The sequence below is a fragment of the Nocardioides sp. HB32 genome (genome assembly GCF_054058995.1).
In genome coordinates, this window is sequence record NZ_JBSSBS010000001.1 from 2,830,875 (window position 1) to 2,850,000 (window position 19,126).

The following is a 19,126-nucleotide window of genomic DNA, read 5'->3' on the forward strand; positions in this document are numbered from 1 at the left end:
CGTGGACCTGGACGCGCTCGCCGACGGCGCGCTGCTGGCCGGGCCCGACGGCCGGGTGACGGCCGTCAACTCCGTCGCCCTGCGCCTGCTCGGCGCCGAGGACCCCGTCGGCCGCCCGCTCGCCGAGGTGCTGGCCCTCCAGGACCAGGACGGCCGCGACTGGTACTCGACCAACCGGCCCTATGACGGCCTCCCGACCCGCACCGCGGTCCCGGAGCAGTCCTGGCTGCTCCCCGACGGCACCGAGGTGCTCGTGGTCGCCCGGCTGCACCGGGCGGCGCTGCACGAGCCGGTCGACGGCGTCGCGGTCAGCATCCGCTCCGGCCGCGGCCGAGCCCGGCTGGACCGTGAGCGCTCGGACCTGGTCGCCACGGTCGCGCACGAGCTCCGCTCGCCGCTGACCGGCGTCAAGGGCTTCGTGCAGGCCCTGCTGAACCGGTGGGACAAGCTCAACGACGACCAGAAGAAGCTGATGCTGACCACCGTCAGCGCTGACGCCGACCGGCTCAGCCGGTTGATCGCCGAGCTGCTCGACGTCGCCCGCATCGACACCGGCCGGCTCCAGCTGTACCCCCGGCCGAGTGACGCCGAGGCGCTGGTCCGCCGCGTGGTCGACTCCGTCGGCGCCAGCACCAGCCGTCCGGTCGTCGTGCACGTCGAGCCCGGGGTCCCCGAGATCACGGTCGACCCCGACAAGTTCGTGCAGGTCGTGACCAACCTCCTCGAGAACGCCGTCCGCCACGGGTCCGGGACCGTCACCGTCAGGCTGTCGCCGGTCCGCGCCGGCCTGCAGCTGGTGGTCGAGGACGAGGGCGAGGGGATCGCACCCGATCTCCGCCGCCGGGTGTTCACGAAGTTCTGGAAGTCCGGCGCCAGCGGTGGGTCGGGGCTGGGCCTCTACCTGGTGCACGGCCTGGTCGAGGCGCACGGCGGCACCGTCACGATCGACGACGCCGGCCCGGGCGGAGCGCGGCTGACGGTGACGCTGCCCGCATCCGAGCCCGGGCGAGCGAGTGCTACGGACGCCCCTCCTGTGCCCTGACGGTTCCGGCCCCCCGCGTCGCAGGTTCACCACGGATCGTGAACCGGTTCGCGTCGCACGTGCCCGGCTTCCTAGACTCGACCCCGTGTCAGGCCCGAACACCGACTACGACCCCGTGGAGGTCACGCCCTTGAAGCCCGAAGAGGTCGAGGCCGCGCGCGACGCGGCGCTGGCCGCGATCGCGGCCGCTGCCGACCTCGCCGAGCTCAAGCAGGTGCGCATCGAGCACACCGGCGACCGCTCGCCGCTGGCCCTGGCCAACCGGGAGATCGGGGCGCTGCCGCCGCAGGCGCGCAAGGAGGCCGGGCAGCGCATCGGCCAGGCGCGCGGCGCCGTGAACCAGGCGCTCGCGGCCCGGCAGGAGGTGCTGGAGGCCGAGCACGAGGAGCGGATGCTGGTCGAGGAGACCGTCGACGTCACCCTGCCGACCGACCGGGTGCCGACCGGTGCCCGCCACCCGCTGACGACCGGTGCCGAGCTGATCTCCGACATCTTCGTCGCCATGGGCTGGGAGGTCGCCGAGGGCCCGGTCATCGAGGCCGAGTGGCTCAACTTCGACGCGCTCAACCTCGGGCCGGACCACCCGGCCCGGACCATGCAGGACACGTTCTGGACCGAGCCCGCCGAGAACCACCTCGTGCTGCGCACCCACACCTCGCCCGTCCAGGCGCGCACGATGCTGTCGCGCCAGCCGCCGATCTACGTCGTCTGCCCGGGCCGCGTGTTCCGCACCGACGAGTACGACGCCACGCACAGCCCGGTGTTCCACCAGGTCGAGGGCCTGGCGATCGACGAGGGCATCACCATGGCCCATCTCAAGGGCACGCTGGACCACTTCGCTGCGCGGATGTTCGGCGACGGGATCAACACGCGCTTCCGCCCGTCGTACTTCCCGTTCACCGAGCCCAGCGCCGAGGTCGACCTGGTCTGCTTCGTGTGCCGCGGCTCCGGCGAGGTGGACGGCGCGCCGTGCCGTACCTGCCGCGGCGAGGGCTGGATCGAGTGGGGCGGCTGCGGCGTGGTCAACCCGCGGGTGCTCAGGGCCTGCGGAGTGGACCCCGAGCGCTACACGGGGTTCGCCTTCGGCATGGGCATCGACCGGACGCTGATGTTCCGGCACGGCATCGAGGACCTGCGGGCGCTGTTCGAGGGCGACACCCGTTTCACCACCGCCTTCGGAACGGAGCTGTAGAGCGTGAAGGCCCCTGTCTCCTGGATCCGGGAGTACGTCGACCTGCCGGCCGGCGTCACCACCGACGAGCTCACCGCGCGGCTCACCGCGCTCGGGCTCAAGCTCGAGGGCATCCACAGCGCCGGCGCCGACATCACCGGCCCGCTGGTGGTCGGCCGCGTGCTGACCGTCGAGCCGGAGCCGCAGAAGAACGGCAAGACCATCAACTGGTGCTCGGTCGACGTCGGCGCCGCCAACGGCACCGGCGAGCCCCAGGGCATCGTGTGCGGCGCCCACAACTTCGCGCCCGGCGACCTGGTCGTCGTGATCCTCCCGGGCGGCGTCCTGCCCGGCAACTTCCAGATCTCCGCGCGCAAGACCTACGGGCACCTGTCCGCCGGGATGATCTGCTCGGCCCGCGAGCTCGGCCTCGGCGAGGACCACGACGGGATCATCGTGCTGCCCGCCGACGCCGGTCAGCCGGGCGACGACGCGTTCGACGTGCTGGGCCTCCGCGAGGAGGTCATCGAGTTCGAGATCAACCCGGACCGCGCCTACGCCCTGTCGCTGCGCGGCATCGCCCGCGAGGCGGCCCTGGCGTTCGGTGCGCCGTACCGCGACCCCGCGGCGCGCACCGTCCCCGAGCCGAACGACCTCGGCCACCCGGTCGAGATCGACGACCCGGCCGGCTGCCCGGTCTTCGTGGCCCGCAAGGTGACCGGGTTCGACCCGGCAGCGCCGACCCCGGACTGGATGGCGCTGCGCCTCCAGCAGGCCGGCATGCGCCCGATCTCGCTGGCGGTCGACGTCACCAACTACGTGATGCTCGAGACGGGCCGGCCGATCCACGGGTACGACGCCGACAAGCTCACCGGGCCCATCCGGGTGCGCCGTGCCCGCGAGGGCGAGCGGCTCACCACGCTCGACGGCGTCGACCGCGCGCTCTCGCCCGAGGACCTGGTCGTCACCGACGACTCCGGGATCATCGGCCTCGGCGGCGTCATGGGCGGCGAGACCACCGAGATGTCGGCCTCGACCACGAACATCCTGGTCGAGGCGGCCCACTGGGACGCGGTCTCGATGTTCCGCACCGGCAAGCGGCACAAGATCGGCTCCGAGGCCGGCAAGCGCAACGAGCGCGGCGTCGACCCGGTCATCACGCCGGCCGCGGCCGACCGCGTCGTCGAGCTGCTGACGACGTACGGCGGCGGGACGGCCGACCCCGGTGTCACGGTGGTCGGGACTCCTCCGACACCACCGCAGATCACGATCTCCTACGACCTGCCCGCCCGGGTGACGGGGATCGACATCGACGCGGCCGCCACCGTCGCGAACCTCGAGGCCGTCGGCTGCACGCTCGACAAGGCCGACAGCACCCTCACCGCCACCCCGCCGCCCTGGCGTCCGGACCTCAACGACCCGTTCGACCTGGTCGAGGAGGTCGCCCGGATCGTGGGCTACGACCGCGTCCCGTCCGTGCTGCCGCGCGAGGCCGCCGGCCGGGGACTGAGCCGTGAGCAGCGGCTGCGCCGGCGGGTCGGCCGCACCCTGGCCGGTGCCGGCTGCGTGGAGGTGATCAGCTTCCCGTTCGTCGGCGACGCCGCGTTCGACGCGCTCGGGCTCCCGGCCGACGACGTACGCCGGCGGACCGTCCGGCTGGCGAACCCGCTCTCCAGCGAGGAGCCCTCGTACACGACGACCCTGCTGCCCGGCCTGCTCAAGGCCGGCGCGCGCAACATCGGTCGCGGCGCGACCGGGGTCGCGCTGTTCGAGACCGGCACGGTGGCGTTCCCCACCGACCGCGGCCCGGCGCCGATCTACGGTGTCGACTGGCGGCCCAGCGACGACGAGCTCGCGAAGCTCTTCGAGGCGCTTCCCGAGCAGCCGCTGCACCTGGCCGTCGTGCTCGCCGGTGAGAGGGAGCGGGCGGGCTGGTGGGGCAGTGGCCGCGACGCCGGCTGGTCCGACGCCATCGGCCTGGTCCGGCGGCTCGCTGCGGAGCTGGGCGTCGGGCTCGAGGTCGAGTCCGCCACCCGCGCGCCCTGGCACCCGGGGCGCTGCGCGCAGGTCCGGGTGAACGGAGTCGAGCTCGGCCACGCGGGCGAGCTGCACCCGAAGGTCTGCCAGGCGTTCGGGCTGCCGGCGCGCAGTGCAGCGGTCGAGATCGACCTCGACCTCCTGATGCGGCACGCCCGCGACGTCACGCCGGGGCCGGAGTTCTCGACGTACCCGCTGGCGAAGGAGGACGTGGCGCTGGTCGTCGCCGACGGCGTCACCGCCGCAGCCGTCGAGGCCGCGCTCCGCGAGGGCGCCGGACCGCTGCTGGAGTCGGTCCGGCTCTTCGACGTCTACACCGGTGAGCAGGTGGGGGAGGGACGCACCTCGCTCGCGTTCGCGCTCCGGTTCCGGGCGCCCGACCGCACCCTGACAGAGGAGGAGACGGCGGCCGCACGCGACGCCGCGGTGGCCCTCGCCGCCGAGCGGACCGGTGCCGTCCAGCGCAGCTGACCGACCGGCCGGCCACCGGCTCTCGGTCCTCGACGACGTCACCTGGGACGGTCAGCCGGTCCCCGGTGAGCGCACGCACGCGCTGCTGCGGGGCCTCGCCGAGGCGGGGTCCCGCGGTCTCTCCGAGGCCACGCTCGTCGAGGAGATCTGGGGAGACGAGGTCCCGGCCAACCCTGGGAGGGCGCTGCAGGTCGTGGTCTCCCGGGCCAGGTCCGCGACCGGTCCCGAGGTGATCGAGCGGACCGCCCGCGGCTACCGCCTCACCCTGGCGCCCGCCGAGGTCGATGCCTGGGCGCTGCGCCCCGAGGGGCTGCGGCTCGCCGCCGCCGGGGAGTACGCCGCCGCGCTGCCGCTGCTGGAGCGCGCCGCGCCCGACGACGACGTGGTGGCCGCGCTCCTGCGTGCGATCGCGGCGGTGCGCGGTGTCCCGGCGGCCCTGGAGCGGTTCGAGTCCTACCGGGCCGGGCTGGCCGACCGGCTCGGCGTCGACCCGAGCCCGGTCCTGCAGGCGCTGCACGCCGAGCTGCTCGCCCGCGACCATCCGGTCCGGGAGGGACTGCTCTACGAGGCCTCCCGGCTGATCGGTCGTGACGAGGACGTGGTCGCGCTCGCCGAGACGATCCGCACCTCCCGGGTCACCTCGATCGTCGGGGCGGGCGGGCTGGGCAAGACCCGGCTGGCGCACCTGATGGGCCGGCTGGCCGAGCAGCCGGTCGTGCACTTCGTCGAGCTGGCCGGTGTCACCTCCCCCGAGGGCGTGGCCGTGGAGGTCGGCGACGTGCTCGGGGTGCGCGAGTCGCTCACCGACCGGCTCACCAGCTCCGCCGCCCGGCGTACCGACCTGCTCGGCCGGATCGTCGACCAGGTCGGGAGCGCCCCGGCCCTGTTGATCCTCGACAACTGCGAGCACCTGGTCGAGGCCGTCGCCGACCTGGTGTCGGTGCTGGTCGTGCGCACCCCCGCGCTGCGGGTGCTCACCACCACCCGGGCGCCGCTGGGCATCGCCGCGGAACGGGTCTACCCGCTGCCGCAGCTCGGGCTCGACGACGCCGTCGAGCTCTTCGACGAGCGTGCGTCGGCCGCCCGGCCCGGCGCCCGGCTCGACCCCACCGAGGTGCGCGGCCTCGTCGAGCGGCTCGACGGGCTGCCGCTCGCGGTCGAGCTCGCCGCCGCCAAGGTGCGGGTCATGTCGGTCGCGGAGATCTCGCGCCGGCTGGAGAACCGCTTCGCGCTGCTGCGCGGGGGCAGCCGGGACGCCCCGGAGCGGCACCAGACCCTGCTCGCGGTCATCGACTGGAGCTGGAACCTGCTCGACGAGAGCCAGCGCACCGCGCTGCGCCGGCTCGCGATCTTCCGCGACGGGTTCTCGCTCTCCGGCGCCGACGCCGTGGTCGGGGACGACGCCCTGGCCGCGCTCTCCAGCCTCGTCGACCAGTCGCTGGTGACCGTCGTCGAGGGCAACGGCGGGCTGCGCTACCGGCTGCTCGAGACGGTCCGGGAGTTCGGGCAGATGCAGCTCGTCGACGCCGGCGACGACGTCGACACCGCGGCGCGGTTCCGGGACTGGGGCCTCGCCTTCGGGCTCCGCACCGGGGAGCGGCTGTTCGGGCCTCACCAGGTGGAGGCCATGACGGAGATCCGCAGCGAGGAGGGCAACCTGGTCGACCTCCTCCGGCGCCGACTGCGCGAGCGGGACGCGGACGCGGTCGTCGTCCTGATGGCCTGCCTCTCGGACTTCTGGACCATCGAGGGCAGCCACCTGAAGGTCGTCAACATCGCGCCCGAGGTCGAGGACCTGGTGGTCGAGGGACGCGTGAGCCAGGGCTACGAGGACACGCTGCGCACCACGCTGGTCGCGATCGCCTTCAACTCGCTGATCTTCTCCGACTCGGTCGCGGGCCGGTCCTTCGACCGCCTCGAGGAGCTCGGGCCCGGCACCGGCAGGACCCGGGCGGAGATCACCGCGACGGTGCTGCTCGCGGCTCGCCGCAGCATCGTCGAGGATCGTCTCGACGCGCTCGTGGCACTCACGACCGACGAGAACCGCCGGATCGCCCAGGTCGCGCTCCAGTGGTCCTGCCAGCTCCACGAGAACCAGGGCGAGCTGGCGCTCGCGAAGCAGAGCGGCCTGGATGCCCTCGCCCTTGCCGACGACGTCGCCGACGGCCCGTGGTCCGCCGCGCTGGTCCGTGCCCAGCTCGCCGGACTCACCATGCAGGTCGGCGACCTCCAGGAGGCCCTCGGATTCGCTCACGCCGCGATCCCGGTCCTCGACGACCTGGGCGCCCAGGAGGACGTGGCGCAGCTCCGGGCGGTCCTGGCCCTGGGCGCCATGGCGGACGGCCGGACCGAGGAGGCCCGCCGGATCTTCGACGAGATCGAGGTCGAGGACGCCGGCGGCGGCATCTTCGGCGCGTCGATCATCCTGCTCTGCGGGCGGCCCGAGGTCGACCTCGCCACGGGCGAGGTCGAGAGCGGTCTGCGCGGCTACCGCGACGCCGTCCGGGAGCTCTCCGCGCGCAGCTTCCCCGGGATGGAGACGCTGCTCGGCTACGAGCCCTGGATCCTGTACGCCGAGTCGGCGGCGCTGGCCGCGCACGTCCGACACGGTGCTCGCGCCGAGGTGGCGGGCATGCGAGAGGGCCTGATCCGCAAGGCGCCCGTGATCCTGGAGGGATCCGTCGTGTTCCTCGACTACCCGGTGTTCGGGTCGGTGCTGTTCGCGCTCGCGCTCTGGGAGCTGGCCGGCGAGCCGGATCCCGAGCGCGCTGCGTTCGCGGTCCGTCTCCTGGTCCTCGCCGACCGGTTCGGCTACAACCGCCAGCTGCCCAGCCTGGCCTGGGCGCCCGCCCTGGCACTGGCGGAGGCCGTGCTGCCGGGCGAGCAGGCGCGGGTCCGCGCCGAGCTCGACGACCGCAAGCCGACCGAGCTCCGCCCCGAGGTGCTCGACCTCGTGACGCAGCTGTCCGCGGTTGCCGAGTAGGCCCGGTCCCCTCGGTGGTCGAGTAGCCGTCGCGAGGGACGAGCGACGGCGTATCGAGACCCGGTCGCCCCGCTCGTTGCTGCTTCCCGGCTCACCGGGTTTCGACGCGCCCGTCGCGAGCTCGCTCCGCTCACCCGCGGGGCTTGCTCGACCCGGCCGAGCCCACGTCGGGCGCGACGGCCTGCGGAAGGCTGATCATCACATCTTCTTGTTGTAGCTCCGGACCGAGAGCGGCAGGAAGATCGCGACCACGATCCCGCAGCCGAGCAGCGCCCAGCCGACGTTCGCGGTGACGACGCCGTCGTTCATCAGGTCGCGCAGCGCCGAGATCACCAGCGACACCGGGTTGACGTTGACGAACGCCTCGAGCCAGCCCGGCAGCGTGTCGGCCGGGACGAACGCGTTGGACAGGAAGGTGAGCGGGAACATCACCATCATCGAGATGCCCTGGACCGCCTGGGCGCTGCGCGCCCGGGTGCCGAAGTAGGTGAAGATCCAGGCCAGCGACCAGCCCGCGACGATCGTCAGCAGCCAGCCGGCCAGGACGCCGGGCACGCCGCCGCCTGGCCGGTAGCCCATCAGGATGCCGGTGAGGATCGTCAGCGTCGCCGCGGTGGCGTACCGGATCAGGTCGGCCATCGCCGGCCCGACGAGCGGTGCGATCCGGGCGATGGGCAGTGCCTTGAACCGGTCGAACACGCCCTTGTCCATGTCCTCGCGGAGCTGGATGCCGGTCGCCATGCAGGCGGTCAGCGCGGTCTGGGCGAGGATGCCGGTGATGACGATCGGCAGGTAGTCCTCGACGCTGCCGGAGATCGCGCCGCCGAAGATGTAGGCGAACATCGCCGTGAAGAGCAGCGGCTGGAGGGTGACGTCGAACCACTGCTCGGGGTTGCGGCGCATCTTCTTCAGGGCGCGCCAGGCCATCGCGAGGCTCTGGTCGACGGTGTCGCGCAACGACGGGCGGGTGACGAGGGTGCGGTTCAGCACCTCGGTCGTGTCGTGGTCGGGGAGCAGGGTGGTGCTCATCTGGCGACCTCCATCTCGGGGTTGACCTCGTCGTCGGCACCGTGGCCCGTGATGGCCATGAACACCTCGTCGAGAGTGGGCTTCTGGACGGTCGCGGACGCGATCGAGAGGCCGGACTGCCGCAACGCGATCAGGACGTCGGCCGCCCGGTTGGCGTCGGTGAGGGCGGCGTTCAGGCCGCCCGACTCGGGCGTGAGCACCGGCTCCTCGCCGAGGACGCGACGTACGACGGCGACGGCCTCGGCCGTGTCGGACGGCTCGGACATCCGCAGCTGGAGGGTCGAGCTGCCGACCGAGGTCTTCAGCTCGTCCGGCGTTCCCTCGGCGACCTTGATGCCGCGGTCGATGACCGCGATCCGTCCGGCCAGCTGGTCGGCCTCGTCGAGGTACTGCGTCGTGAGCAGCACCGTGCTGCCCTCGCGGATCAGGTCGCGGATCGTGTCCCACATCTGCCCGCGGGTGCGCGGGTCGAGACCGGTGGTCGGCTCGTCGAGGAAGATCAGCGGCGGCTGCGAGATCAGGCTCGCGGCGAGGTCGAGACGTCGCCGCATCCCGCCCGAGAACTCCTTGATCTGCTTGTCGCGTGCCTCGGTCAGGCCGAACCGCTCGAGCAGGTCGCCGGCGGTGGCCGTCGACCTGGCCGAGGAGAGTCCCTGGAGACGGCCGAAGAGCCAGAGGTTCTCGTAGCCGGTGAGGTTCTCGTCCACGGAGGCGTACTGCCCGGTGACGCCGACGAGCTGCCGGATCATGTGGGGGTTCCGGCGGACGTCGACGCCGAAGATGCTGGCCTCCCCGCCGTCCATGGGCAGCAGGGTGGCCAGCATCTTCAGGGTGGTGGTCTTGCCTGCGCCGTTCGGGCCCAGCACGCCGAACACCTCGCCGCGACGTACCTCGAGGTCGATCCCGTCGACCGCGCGGAAGTCACCGAAGGTCTTGACGAGGCCGGCGGCCGCGACGGCCAGGTCGGTGTCAGGAGCTCGTGTCATGTCCTCAGGATGGACGCGCCCGGTTTCAGTCCGCCTTCACCCGGGTTTCACTGCCTTTCGTCAGTTGATCGGGTGGCTCACGCACGCGCGGAAGTGGTCGTAGACCTCCCGGTCGCCGGTGACCGTCACCTCGCTGTCGTCGCCGCGTCGCCACAGCCACGCGTCGAGTGGCCCGGCCGGGCCGCTGACCACGGCGCCCGGCTCGACCCCGGGGTCGGCGACCACGCCGATGTCCTCCGCGTCGTGGGTGGCGCCCTCGGGGTCGGTGCCGCTGAAGTGCCCCAGCTGCACCCAGACCCTGTCCCCGGTGTCGGTGACGTCGACACGCACGAACCGGTCGTACGGCGTGAACGTGCCCCACGGGGGCTTGCCGCCGAACATCACGTCCAGGGTCTCGTCGACCCCGTCGGCGGCGAGCGCCGCGTCGAGCGGCGTGGCCGTGCCGGCGGTCAGCTCGGCGTCCAGCCGGTGGATCAGCGCCTCGTGGGCCTGCCGCCGGTAGATGAAGCCGGCGGTGTGGTCCTGGGACCAGGTCCAGGTCTCGGCGGCCGGGTCGACGCCGTCCAGCTCGGCGTACAGGAGCTCGGAGCCGCGGTCGAAGTAGTCGAGGAGGCCCTCGTAGGTCTCGGGCCTCGGCTCGTGGCTGTAGTCGTCGGGCCCGGTCGGTCGCTGCCGCAGCATGGTGCCCCAGAAGTGCTGCACCTCCCCGAGGTGCCAGAGCAGGTCGCCTGCGTCCCACTCCGGGCAGCTCGGCACTCGCGCGCCGGGGTCGCAGTCCGCCAGGACCGCGCGGAACCGCGCGGACTCGGCTCGGATGTGGTGGAGGTAGTCGTCGTCGGAGAGTCTCGCCATGGTCGTGAACCTAGGGGCGCGGACCGACACGCCGCACCCGAGATACATACAGATGCGCCCATCTGTATAGTCATGCATATGTCGACCAGGATCGCCGTCGCCGGAGCCAGTGGGTACGCCGGGGGCGAGCTGCTGCGCCTGCTCCTCGGTCACCCCGGCGTCGAGATCGGCGCCCTCACCGGCGCCTCCAACGCCGGCCAGCCACTCGGCGCCCTGCAGCCGCACCTGGTGCCCCTCGCCGAGAGGGTGCTCGACGCGACCTCGCTCGAAACCCTCCGCGGCCACGATGTGGTCTTCCTCGCGCTCCCGCACGGAGAGTCCGGGGCGCTCGCGGCGCAGCTCGGCGACGACACGGTCGTCATCGACTGCGGCGCGGATTTCCGGCTCGCGGACGCCGCCGCCTGGGAGAGGTTCTACGGCGGCGAGCACGCCGGCACCTGGCCCTACGGACTCCCGGAGCTGCCGGGCCAGCGCGACCTGCTCCGCAAGGCCACCCGGATCGCGGTGCCCGGCTGCTACCCGACGGTGTCCACTCTCACCCTCGCCCCGGCGGTCGCGGCCGGCATCGTCGAGCCCGACGTCGTCGTGGTGGCCGCCTCCGGCACCAGCGGCGCGGGCAAGGCCGCGAAGCCTCACCTGCTCGGCAGCGAGGTGATGGGCAACGCCGGCGCGTACGGCGTCGGCGGGGTCCACCGGCACACCCCCGAGATCACCCAGAACCTGTCCACGCTCGTCGACGGTGCCGTGCGGGTCAGCTTCACGCCGCTGCTGGTCCCGATGCCGCGCGGGATCCTCGCGACGTGCAGCGCTCCGCTCACCGGTGACCTGACCGCGGACGAGGCCTACGACGTGTACGCGAAGGCCTACGCCGACGAGCCGTTCGTGCACCTGCTCCCGGCCGGCCAGTGGCCGCAGACCAAGTCGGTCACCGGCTCCAACGCGGTCCACCTCCAGGTGACGGTCGACCAGGACGCGCGACGGCTGGTGGCCGTCGGCGCCGTCGACAACCTGGCCAAGGGCACCGCCGGCGCGGCTGTGCAGTGCATGAACCTCGCGCTCGGGCTCGACGAGTGCCTGGGCCTGTCGACCGTGGGAGTGGCACCGTGATCACGTCGCCCAAGGGATTCCGGGCCGCCGGCGTCGCCGCTGGCCTCAAGTCGACGGGCGCCAAGGACGTCGCGCTCGTCGTGAACGACGGCCCGGCCCACGACTCGGCCAGCGTCTTCACGACCAACCGCTGCAAGGCGAACCCGGTGCTCTGGAGCCAGGAGGTCGTGAAGGACGGCACGGTCAGGGCGGTGTTCCTGAACTCCGGCGGCGCCAACTGCTACACGGGTCCCGAGGGATTCCAGACCACCCATGCGGTGGCCGAGGCGGTCGCCGGCAGCCTCGGCATCGGCGCGGGCGACGTCGTCGTCTGCTCGACGGGCCTGATCGGCCTCACCAACGACCGCGGCCAGGTCCTCGCCGGCGCCCGGGCGGCGTACGACGCCCTCAGTGCCGACGGGGGAGACGACGCCGCCCACGCGATCATGACGACCGACTCGGTCAGCAAGCAGGTCGTGGTCGAGGGCGCGGGCTGGTCGATCGGCGGCATGGCCAAGGGCGCCGGCATGCTGGCGCCGCAGCTCGCCACGATGCTGGTCGTGCTCACCACCGACGCCGTCGTACCGGCGGTCGACCTCGACACCGCGCTGCGCGCGGCGACCCGGGTCAGCTTCGACCGGCTCGACTCCGACGGCTGCATGTCCACCAACGACACCGTGACCGTCCTGGCCAGCGGCGCGAGCGGCATCACCCCGAGCCTCGACGACTTCACCGCCGCGCTCACCCAGGCCTGCACCGACCTCACCATGCAGCTCCTCGAGGACGCCGAGGGCGCCGAGCACGAGATCGCGATCACCGTCGTCAACGCCGCGAGCGAGGACGAGGCGGTCGAGGTGTGCCGCAGCGTCGCACGCTCGAACCTCTTCAAGGCCGCGGTGTTCGGCAACGACCCGAACTGGGGCCGTGTGCTGGCCAGCATCGGCACGACGAGTGCCCGCTTCGACCCGGCCGACCTCGACGTCGCCATGAACGGCGTCTGGGTGTGCCGGCGGTCGACCCCGCACGCCGACCCCGCGACCGTCGACCTGAAGCCGCGCGAGGTCAGCGTCACCATCGACCTCAAGGCCGGGTCCGACCGGGCCACGGTCTGGACCAACGACCTCACGCACGCCTACGTCCACGAGAACAGCGCGTACTCCTCATGAGGACCATCTCGCACACCCCCCACGACCCGAGCAAGCCGGACCCGGCCAAGGCGCGCACGCTCGCGGCAGCGCTGCCCTGGCTGAAGCGTTACCACGGCAAGATCGTCGTGGTGAAGTACGGCGGCAACGCGATGACCGACGACACCCTGAAGCGGGCCTTCGCCGAGGACATCGCGTTCCTCCGGTTCGCCGGCTTCAAGCCGGTCGTCGTGCACGGCGGCGGTCCGCAGATCTCCCAGATGCTCGACCGGCTCGGCATCGAGTCCGAGTTCCGGGGCGGCCTGCGGGTGACCACGCCCGAGGCGATGGACGTGGTGCGCATGGTGCTGGTCGGCCAGGTCCAGCGCGAGCTGGTCGGCCTGATCAACGAGCACGGCCCGCTCGCGGTCGGCTGCTCGGGCGAGGACGCCGGCCTGTTCACGGCCACCACCACCGGCACCGTCGTCGACGGGGAGGAGGTCGACCTCGGCCTGGTCGGCGAGGTCACGAAGGTCCGCCCCGAGTCGGTCCTCGACCTGATCGAGGCCGGCCGGATCCCGGTCGTCTCCAGCGTCGCTCCGGACGCGGCCGGCCGGGTGCACAACGTGAACGCCGACTCGGCCGCTGCCGCGCTCGCCGTGGCCCTGGACGCCGAGAAGCTGCTCGTCCTCACCGACGTCGAGGGCCTCTACCTGGACTGGCCGGACTCCGACGACGTGATCGGAGAGATCGGCCCGGAGGCGCTCGCGGAGATCATCCCGACGCTGGCCTCGGGGATGATCCCCAAGATGAGCGCCTGCCTGCAGGCCGTCCAGGGCGGCGTCCCACGAGCCACCGTCGTGGACGGGCGCGAGGAGCACGCCGTGCTGCTCGAGCTCTTCACCAAGGAGGGCGTCGGCACCCAGGTGCTGCCGGGCGCCGCGACCAAGACCCGGAAGGCGAGGGACGCCCAGTGACCAGCTACCAGGAGCGGTACGCCGCCAGCCTGATGAACACCTTCGGCCCCCCGAAGCTGGTGCTCGCCCGGGGCGAGGGCGCGCACGTGTGGGACACCGACGGCAAGGAGTACGTCGACCTGCTCGGCGGCATCGCGGTCAACGCGCTCGGGCACGGGCACCCGGCGCTGGTGGAGGCGATCACGACCCAGCTCCAGACGCTCGGCCACATCTCGAACTTCTTCACCTCGGCGCCACAGGTCGAGCTCGCGGAGCGGTTGCTCGACCTGCTCGGCGTCGGCGCCGGCGGCGGCAAGGTGTTCCTCACCAACTCCGGGACCGAGGCCAACGAGGCCGCCTTCAAGCTGACCCGGCGCACCGGCCGCACCCACGTCGTCGCCGCCGAGGGCTCCTTCCACGGCCGCACCATGGGCGCGCTCGCACTCACCGCCAAGGCGGCGTACCGGACGCCGTTCGCGCCGCTGCCCGGCGACGTCACGTTCGTCCCGTACGGCGACGCCGACGCGCTGGCCGCCGCGGTGACCGACCAGACGGCGGCCGTGCTGCTGGAGCCGATCCAGGGCGAGGCCGGCGTCGTCGTACCGCCGGAGGGTTACCTCGCCGCCGCCCGCGCGGTCGCCGACCGCCACGGTGCGCTGCTCTGGCTGGACGAGGTGCAGACCGGCATGGGGCGCACCGGCCGCTGGTTCGCGCACATCGGGGTCACCCCCGACGTGGTCACCGTCGCCAAGGGCCTCGGCGGCGGCTTCCCGGTGGGGGCCTGCATCGGTGTCGGCGCCGCGGGGGAGCTGCTCGAGCCCGGCAACCACGGCACGACGTTCGGCGGCAACCCGGTCGCGTGTGCTGCCGCGCTCGCGGTCATCCGCACCATCGAGGACGAGGACCTGCTCGAGCACGTCACCGTGCTCGGCCAGAAGCTCCGCGACGGACTGGCCGCCGACCCGCGCGTCACCGAGGTGCGGGGGGAGGGGCTGCTGATCGGCCTCGACCTGTCTGTCGACGCGTCGGCAGACGTGGCGGCCGCCGCGCTGGCGGCCGGGTTCATCGTCAACAACCCGACCCCCAGCCGCATCCGGCTCGCGCCACCGCTCGTCCTCACCGAGGACGACGTCAACGCGTTCCTGGCCGCCTGGCCGGGCATCCTGGATGGAGCCATGGGATGAGCGCCCACCCGGTCCGACACTTCCTCGCCGACGACGACCTCACGCCCGAGGAGCAGGCGCGGGTCCTGGACCTCGCGTTCGAGCTCAAGCAGGCGCCGTACGACGCGAAGCCGCTCGCGGGCCCGCGCACCGTCGCCATGATCTTCGACAAGCAGACGCTGCGCACCCAGGCGTCCTTCGCGGCCGGCATCGCCGAGCTGGGTGGCTTCCCGATGTTGGTCGACGGCGCGCTCGCGGGCATCGGCGTGCGCGAGTCCGTCCACGACGTCGCCCGCGTGCTCGGCCGCCAGGCGTCGATGATCGTCTGGCGCACCTACGCCCAGGCGCGGCTGGAGGAGATGGCAGAGCACGCCGGCGTCCCGGTCGTGAACGCCCTCACCGACGACTTCCACCCCTGCCAGCTGCTCGCCGACCTGCTCACCGTGCGCGAGCACAGGCAGCAGCTCGCGGGCGTCACCGTGGCCTTCGTCGGCGACGGCGCCTGCAACATGGGCAACTCCTGGCTGCTCGCCGGCACCACCGCCGGCATGCACGTGCGGATCGCCTCGCCGGAGGGCTACCTGCCCGACGCCGCGATGGTCGAGCGCGCGGCAGCGATCGCCACGACCACCGGTGGGTCGGCCACCGTCGGGTCGGACCCGCTCGCCGCCGTCACCGGCGCCGACGTGGTCGTCACCGACACCTGGATCTCGATGGGCAAGGAGGAGGAGGCGGCCGCGCGGGCCGAGGTGTTCGCGCCGTACTCCCTCACCACCGCCCTGTTCGAGCACGCCGAGCCCGACGCGATCGCCATGCACTGCCTCCCGGCGTACCGCGGCAAGGAGATCGACGCCGAGGTGCTGGACGGCCCGCAGAGCGTGGTCTGGGACGAGGCCGAGAACCGGCGGCACGCCCAGAAGGCGATCCTCACGTTCCTGGTCCAGGGGGCGACGTGAATACCGCCCTCCGACCGGGCACCAAGAACGCCCGCCACCAGCTGATCGTCGAGCTCGTGACCCAGCACGAGGTCCGCTCGCAGGGCGAGCTCGCCGACCTGCTCACCGAAAGCGGCATCCGGGTCACCCAGGCGACGCTCTCGCGGGACCTGGTCGAGCTGGACGCGATCAAGGTGCGTGCTCCGTCGGGCGCCCTCGTCTACGCCGTGCCCGCCGAGGGCGGTGACCGCCGGCCCGCGGCGCCCGTCGAGACGGCCGCCGCCGCGAACCGGCTGGCCAGGCTGTGCGGTGAGCTCCTGGTGAGCGCCGACGCCAGCGCCAACCTGGTCGTGCTGCGCACGCCGCCGGGCGCCGCCCAGTTCCTCGCCTCGGCGTTCGACAAGGCCGAGTTCCCCGAGGTGCTCGGCACCATCGCCGGGGACGACACCGTCCTCGTGATCGGCCGCGAGCCCAAGGGCGGCGACGACCTCGCCCGCCGCTTCCTCGCCCTCGCCGACACCCACACCCAGAGCCAGTAAGGAAACCCAACCTTGAGCAAGGTCCTCACGTCCCTCCCGGCCGGCGAGCGCGTCGGCATCGCCTTCTCGGGCGGGCTGGACACCTCCGTCGCGGTCGCGTGGATGCGCGCCAAGGGCGCGATCCCGTGCACGTACACCGCCGACATAGGGCAGTACGACGAGCCGGACATCTCCGGCGTACCCGACCGCGCCGTCCGGTACGGCGCCGAGATCGCCCGCGCCGTCGACTGCCGGCGCCAGCTGGTCGAGGAGGGGCTCGCCGCGATGGCGTGCGGTGCGTTCCACATCCGCTCGGGCGGCCGGGCGTACTTCAACACCACCCCACTCGGCCGTGCGGTGACCGGCACGATGCTGGTCCGGGCGATGCACGACGACGGTGTCGACATCTGGGGCGACGGCTCGACGTTCAAGGGCAACGACATCGAGCGCTTCTACCGCTACGGCCTGCTGGCGAACCCCGACCTGCGCATCTACAAGCCGTGGCTGGACGCCGAGTTCGTCACCGAGCTCGGCGGCCGGGCCGAGATGAGCCAGTGGCTGACCGAGCACGACCTGCCCTACCGCGACTCGCAGGAGAAGGCGTACTCGACCGACGCCAACATCTGGGGGGCCACCCACGAGGCGAAGACCCTCGAGCACCTCGACGTCTCGCTCGAGACCGTCGAGCCGATCATGGGCGTGAAGTTCTGGGACCCGGGTGTCGAGATCGCGGCCGAGGACGTCACGATCGCGTTCCGGGAGGGCCGCCCGGTGGCGATCAACGGGCAGTCGTACGACGACCCGGTCGCGCTCGTCCACGAGGCCAACACGATCGGCGGCCGGCACGGTCTCGGCATGTCCGACCAAATCGAGAACCGGATCATCGAGGCCAAGTCCCGCGGCATCTACGAGGCTCCGGGCATGGCGCTGCTGTGGATCGCCTTCGAGCGGCTGCTCAACGCGATCCACAACGAGGACACCATCGCGAGCTACCACGGCGAGGGCCGCCGGCTCGGCGTCCTGCTCTACCAGGGGCGCTGGCTGGACCCGCAGGCGCTGATGCTGCGGGAGTCGATCCAGCGCTGGATCGCCTCGCTCGTCACCGGCGAGGTCACACTGCGCCTGCGCCGCGGCGAGGACTACACGATCCTGCGCACCGACGGCCCGGCGTTCTCCTACCACCCGGACAAGCTCTCGATGGAGCGCACCGAGAACGCCGCCTTCGGCCCCCTCGACCGGATCGGCCAGCTGACCATGCGCAACCTGGACATCGCCGACTCCCGCGCCAAGCTCGAGCAGTACGCCGCCCAGCCGCTCGACCAGGGCCAGGTGCTCGTCGAGCACGGGACGCTGTACGGCGAGCTCGAGGCCGGGGGAGCGGACCGGATCGCGGCCAACCCCGCGGTCCAGGCCGAGCCGGACGAGGCCGCGCTGGACCACGCAGCCATGGAGTTCGGCACCGACTGATGGATCCCGTCCACCGCGCCACCGCCCGGGTGCTCCCGGTGAGCCAGGACGGCGCCGTCCTGCTCCTCGAGGAGCGGGACCCGGCACGCCCCGGCGAGCGCTACTGGTCGAGCATCGGCGGTGCGCCCGATCTCCACGAGTCGCTGCGGACGGCCGCGGCGCGTGAGCTGCGGGAGGAGGCCGGGATCCACACCGACGGGGGCCGGCTGATCGGGCCGGTCTTCCGCGACCGGCAGGCCTACTCCTGGGACGGGGTCGACTACGTCGGCGAGCACACCTACTTCGCCCTGCCACTCGAGCGCGGCGTCGAGATCAGCTTCGACGGGCTCGAGCCCGAGGAGGTCGGCACGGTCCTCGGGGCGGGCTGGTGGCTGCCGACGTCGCTGGCGGGCGTCCTGTCCCGCCCGGCGGACCTCCCTGACATCATGACCAGCGCGATCGCCGCGGTGAGAGGACAGCAGTGAGCACCACGAACACCGGCAAGCTGTGGGGCGGCCGCTTCGCCGGCGGCCCCTCGCCCGAGCTCGACGCGCTCTCGCGGTCGACGCACTTCGACTGGCGGCTCGCGCTGTACGACATCGCCGGGTCGCACGCCCATGCCAAGGCGCTCGGCGCCGCGGGCTACCTGACCCCGGCGGACGAGGCCGAGCTGCACCGTGGCCTGGACGCGCTCGCCCAGCGCTACACCGACGGCACCTTGCTGCCCGACCCGGGCGACGAGGACGTGCACGGCGCGCTCGAACGACTGCTCGTCGAGGAGGTCGGCGCCGACATCGGCGGCCGGCTGCGCGCCGGGCGCAGCCGCAACGACCAGATCGCCACGCTGTTCCGGTCGTTCCTGCTCGACCACTCGGTCACCGTCGCGAGCCGGGTGCTCGACCTGGTCGACGCGCTCACCACGCAGGCGCGCGACCACCTGGCCCCGGGCCGGGAGACCGTCATGCCCGGCCGTACCCACCTCCAGCACGCCCAGCCGGTGCTGTTGTCCCACCACCTGCTCGCCCACGCCTGGGCGCTGCTGCGCGACGTCGACCGGCTCGCCGACTGGCGTCGCCGTACCGGCGCGGAGTCGCCGTACGGCGGGGGAGCGCTGGCGGGCTCGAGCCTGGGTCTCGATCCCGAGCTGGTGGCGTCGGAGCTCGGCTTCGCCGGCTCGTCGCCCAACTCCATCGACGGCACGGCGTCGCGCGACTTCGTCGCGGAGCTCGCCTACGTCGCCGCGCAGGTGGGCGTCGACGTCAGCCGGATCGCCGAGGAGGTCATCCTCTGGTCGACCCGCGAGTTCGGCTTCGTGACGCTGCACGAC

General features: G+C 72.7%; 16 protein-coding genes (1 of these 16 running past the window's edge). 13 read left to right on the forward strand and 3 right to left on the reverse strand.

What is annotated here, in order from left to right; all coding sequences use genetic code 11:
• The first annotated feature begins 1 nt into the window (after window position 1).
• From ACVW2K_RS14250 to ACVW2K_RS14265, 4 genes are all read left to right on the forward strand, one after another.
• Window positions 2–1,042, forward strand: coding sequence for a sensor histidine kinase (locus ACVW2K_RS14250; protein ID WP_457202939.1), 1,041 nt, complete (start codon window positions 2–4; stop codon window positions 1,040–1,042).
• Window positions 1,043–1,127: 85 nt separating this feature from the next.
• On the forward strand, window positions 1,128–2,234 hold the full coding sequence (gene pheS, locus ACVW2K_RS14255; protein ID WP_028636708.1) for a phenylalanine--tRNA ligase subunit alpha: 1,107 nt from the start codon (window positions 1,128–1,130) through the stop codon (window positions 2,232–2,234).
• Between the two features lie 3 nt (window positions 2,235–2,237).
• Window positions 2,238–4,721, forward strand: a complete 2,484-nt coding sequence (gene pheT / locus ACVW2K_RS14260) for a phenylalanine--tRNA ligase subunit beta (RefSeq protein WP_457202940.1) — start codon at window positions 2,238–2,240, stop codon at window positions 4,719–4,721.
• Complete coding sequence (locus ACVW2K_RS14265; protein ID WP_457202941.1) at window positions 4,702–7,704, forward strand: ATP-binding protein; 3,003 nt, start codon at window positions 4,702–4,704, stop codon at window positions 7,702–7,704. Before pheT ends, ACVW2K_RS14265 begins: the two co-directional genes overlap by 20 nt.
• Window positions 7,705–7,902: 198 nt before the next feature.
• Here ACVW2K_RS14265 and ACVW2K_RS14270 read toward each other — a convergent pair whose 3' ends face one another.
• The 3 genes from ACVW2K_RS14270 to ACVW2K_RS14280 are packed head-to-tail and all read right to left on the reverse strand — an operon-like array spanning window position 7,903 to window position 10,571.
• Complete coding sequence (locus ACVW2K_RS14270) at window positions 7,903–8,733, reverse strand: ABC transporter permease (protein WP_457202942.1); 831 nt, start codon at window positions 8,731–8,733, stop codon at window positions 7,903–7,905.
• Window positions 8,730–9,719 carry an ATP-binding cassette domain-containing protein gene (locus ACVW2K_RS14275; RefSeq protein WP_457202943.1) on the reverse strand — a complete coding sequence of 330 codons (990 nt, stop codon included), beginning with the start codon at window positions 9,717–9,719 and terminating at the stop codon, window positions 8,730–8,732. The genes ACVW2K_RS14270 and ACVW2K_RS14275 overlap by 4 nt, the downstream gene beginning before the upstream one ends.
• A gap of 60 nt (window positions 9,720–9,779) precedes the next feature.
• The gene (locus tag ACVW2K_RS14280) at window positions 9,780–10,571 is read right to left on the reverse strand and encodes a maleylpyruvate isomerase family mycothiol-dependent enzyme (protein ID WP_028636704.1); all 792 of its coding nucleotides are present in this window, start codon (window positions 10,569–10,571) and stop codon (window positions 9,780–9,782) included.
• A 78-nt stretch (window positions 10,572–10,649) separates the two neighbouring features.
• On the opposite strand from ACVW2K_RS14280, the gene argC reads away from it, so the two are divergent.
• The 9 genes in view from argC to argH are tightly spaced (at most 12 nt apart) and all read left to right on the forward strand, a layout consistent with a single transcriptional unit that may run on beyond the window.
• Window positions 10,650–11,678: an N-acetyl-gamma-glutamyl-phosphate reductase gene (argC, locus tag ACVW2K_RS14285; protein ID WP_457202944.1), complete on the forward strand. Its 1,029-nt coding sequence runs from the start codon at window positions 10,650–10,652 to the stop codon at window positions 11,676–11,678.
• Entirely contained in the window at window positions 11,675–12,823 is a 1,149-nt protein-coding gene (gene argJ, locus ACVW2K_RS14290; protein WP_457202945.1) for a bifunctional glutamate N-acetyltransferase/amino-acid acetyltransferase ArgJ, read from the forward strand. The genes argC and argJ overlap by 4 nt, the downstream gene beginning before the upstream one ends.
• Window positions 12,820–13,758 carry an acetylglutamate kinase gene (gene argB / locus ACVW2K_RS14295; protein WP_457202946.1) on the forward strand — a complete coding sequence of 313 codons (939 nt, stop codon included), beginning with the start codon at window positions 12,820–12,822 and terminating at the stop codon, window positions 13,756–13,758. The genes argJ and argB overlap by 4 nt, the downstream gene beginning before the upstream one ends.
• Window positions 13,755–14,921 (forward strand): acetylornithine transaminase, encoded by a 1,167-nt coding sequence (locus ACVW2K_RS14300; protein WP_457202947.1) that lies wholly within the window; start codon window positions 13,755–13,757, stop codon window positions 14,919–14,921. Before argB ends, ACVW2K_RS14300 begins: the two co-directional genes overlap by 4 nt.
• Window positions 14,918–15,856 carry an ornithine carbamoyltransferase gene (argF, locus tag ACVW2K_RS14305; RefSeq protein ID WP_457202948.1) on the forward strand — a complete coding sequence of 313 codons (939 nt, stop codon included), beginning with the start codon at window positions 14,918–14,920 and terminating at the stop codon, window positions 15,854–15,856. Before ACVW2K_RS14300 ends, argF begins: the two co-directional genes overlap by 4 nt.
• Window positions 15,853–16,374 carry an arginine repressor gene (locus tag ACVW2K_RS14310; protein WP_457202949.1) on the forward strand — a complete coding sequence of 174 codons (522 nt, stop codon included), beginning with the start codon at window positions 15,853–15,855 and terminating at the stop codon, window positions 16,372–16,374. Before argF ends, ACVW2K_RS14310 begins: the two co-directional genes overlap by 4 nt.
• 12 nt (window positions 16,375–16,386) lie before the next feature.
• On the forward strand, window positions 16,387–17,820 hold the full coding sequence (gene argG / locus ACVW2K_RS14315) for an argininosuccinate synthase (RefSeq protein ID WP_457202950.1): 1,434 nt from the start codon (window positions 16,387–16,389) through the stop codon (window positions 17,818–17,820).
• Window positions 17,820–18,284 (forward strand): NUDIX domain-containing protein, encoded by a 465-nt coding sequence (locus ACVW2K_RS14320; RefSeq protein WP_457202951.1) that lies wholly within the window; start codon window positions 17,820–17,822, stop codon window positions 18,282–18,284. Before argG ends, ACVW2K_RS14320 begins: the two co-directional genes overlap by 1 nt.
• Window positions 18,281–19,126, forward strand: partial view of an argininosuccinate lyase gene (gene argH / locus ACVW2K_RS14325; protein ID WP_457202952.1) — the 5' portion only. The gene runs 582 nt beyond the window's last position; the window shows 846 of its 1,428 coding nt (coding positions 1–846); its start codon is at window positions 18,281–18,283; its stop codon lies off the right edge, out of view. Before ACVW2K_RS14320 ends, argH begins: the two co-directional genes overlap by 4 nt.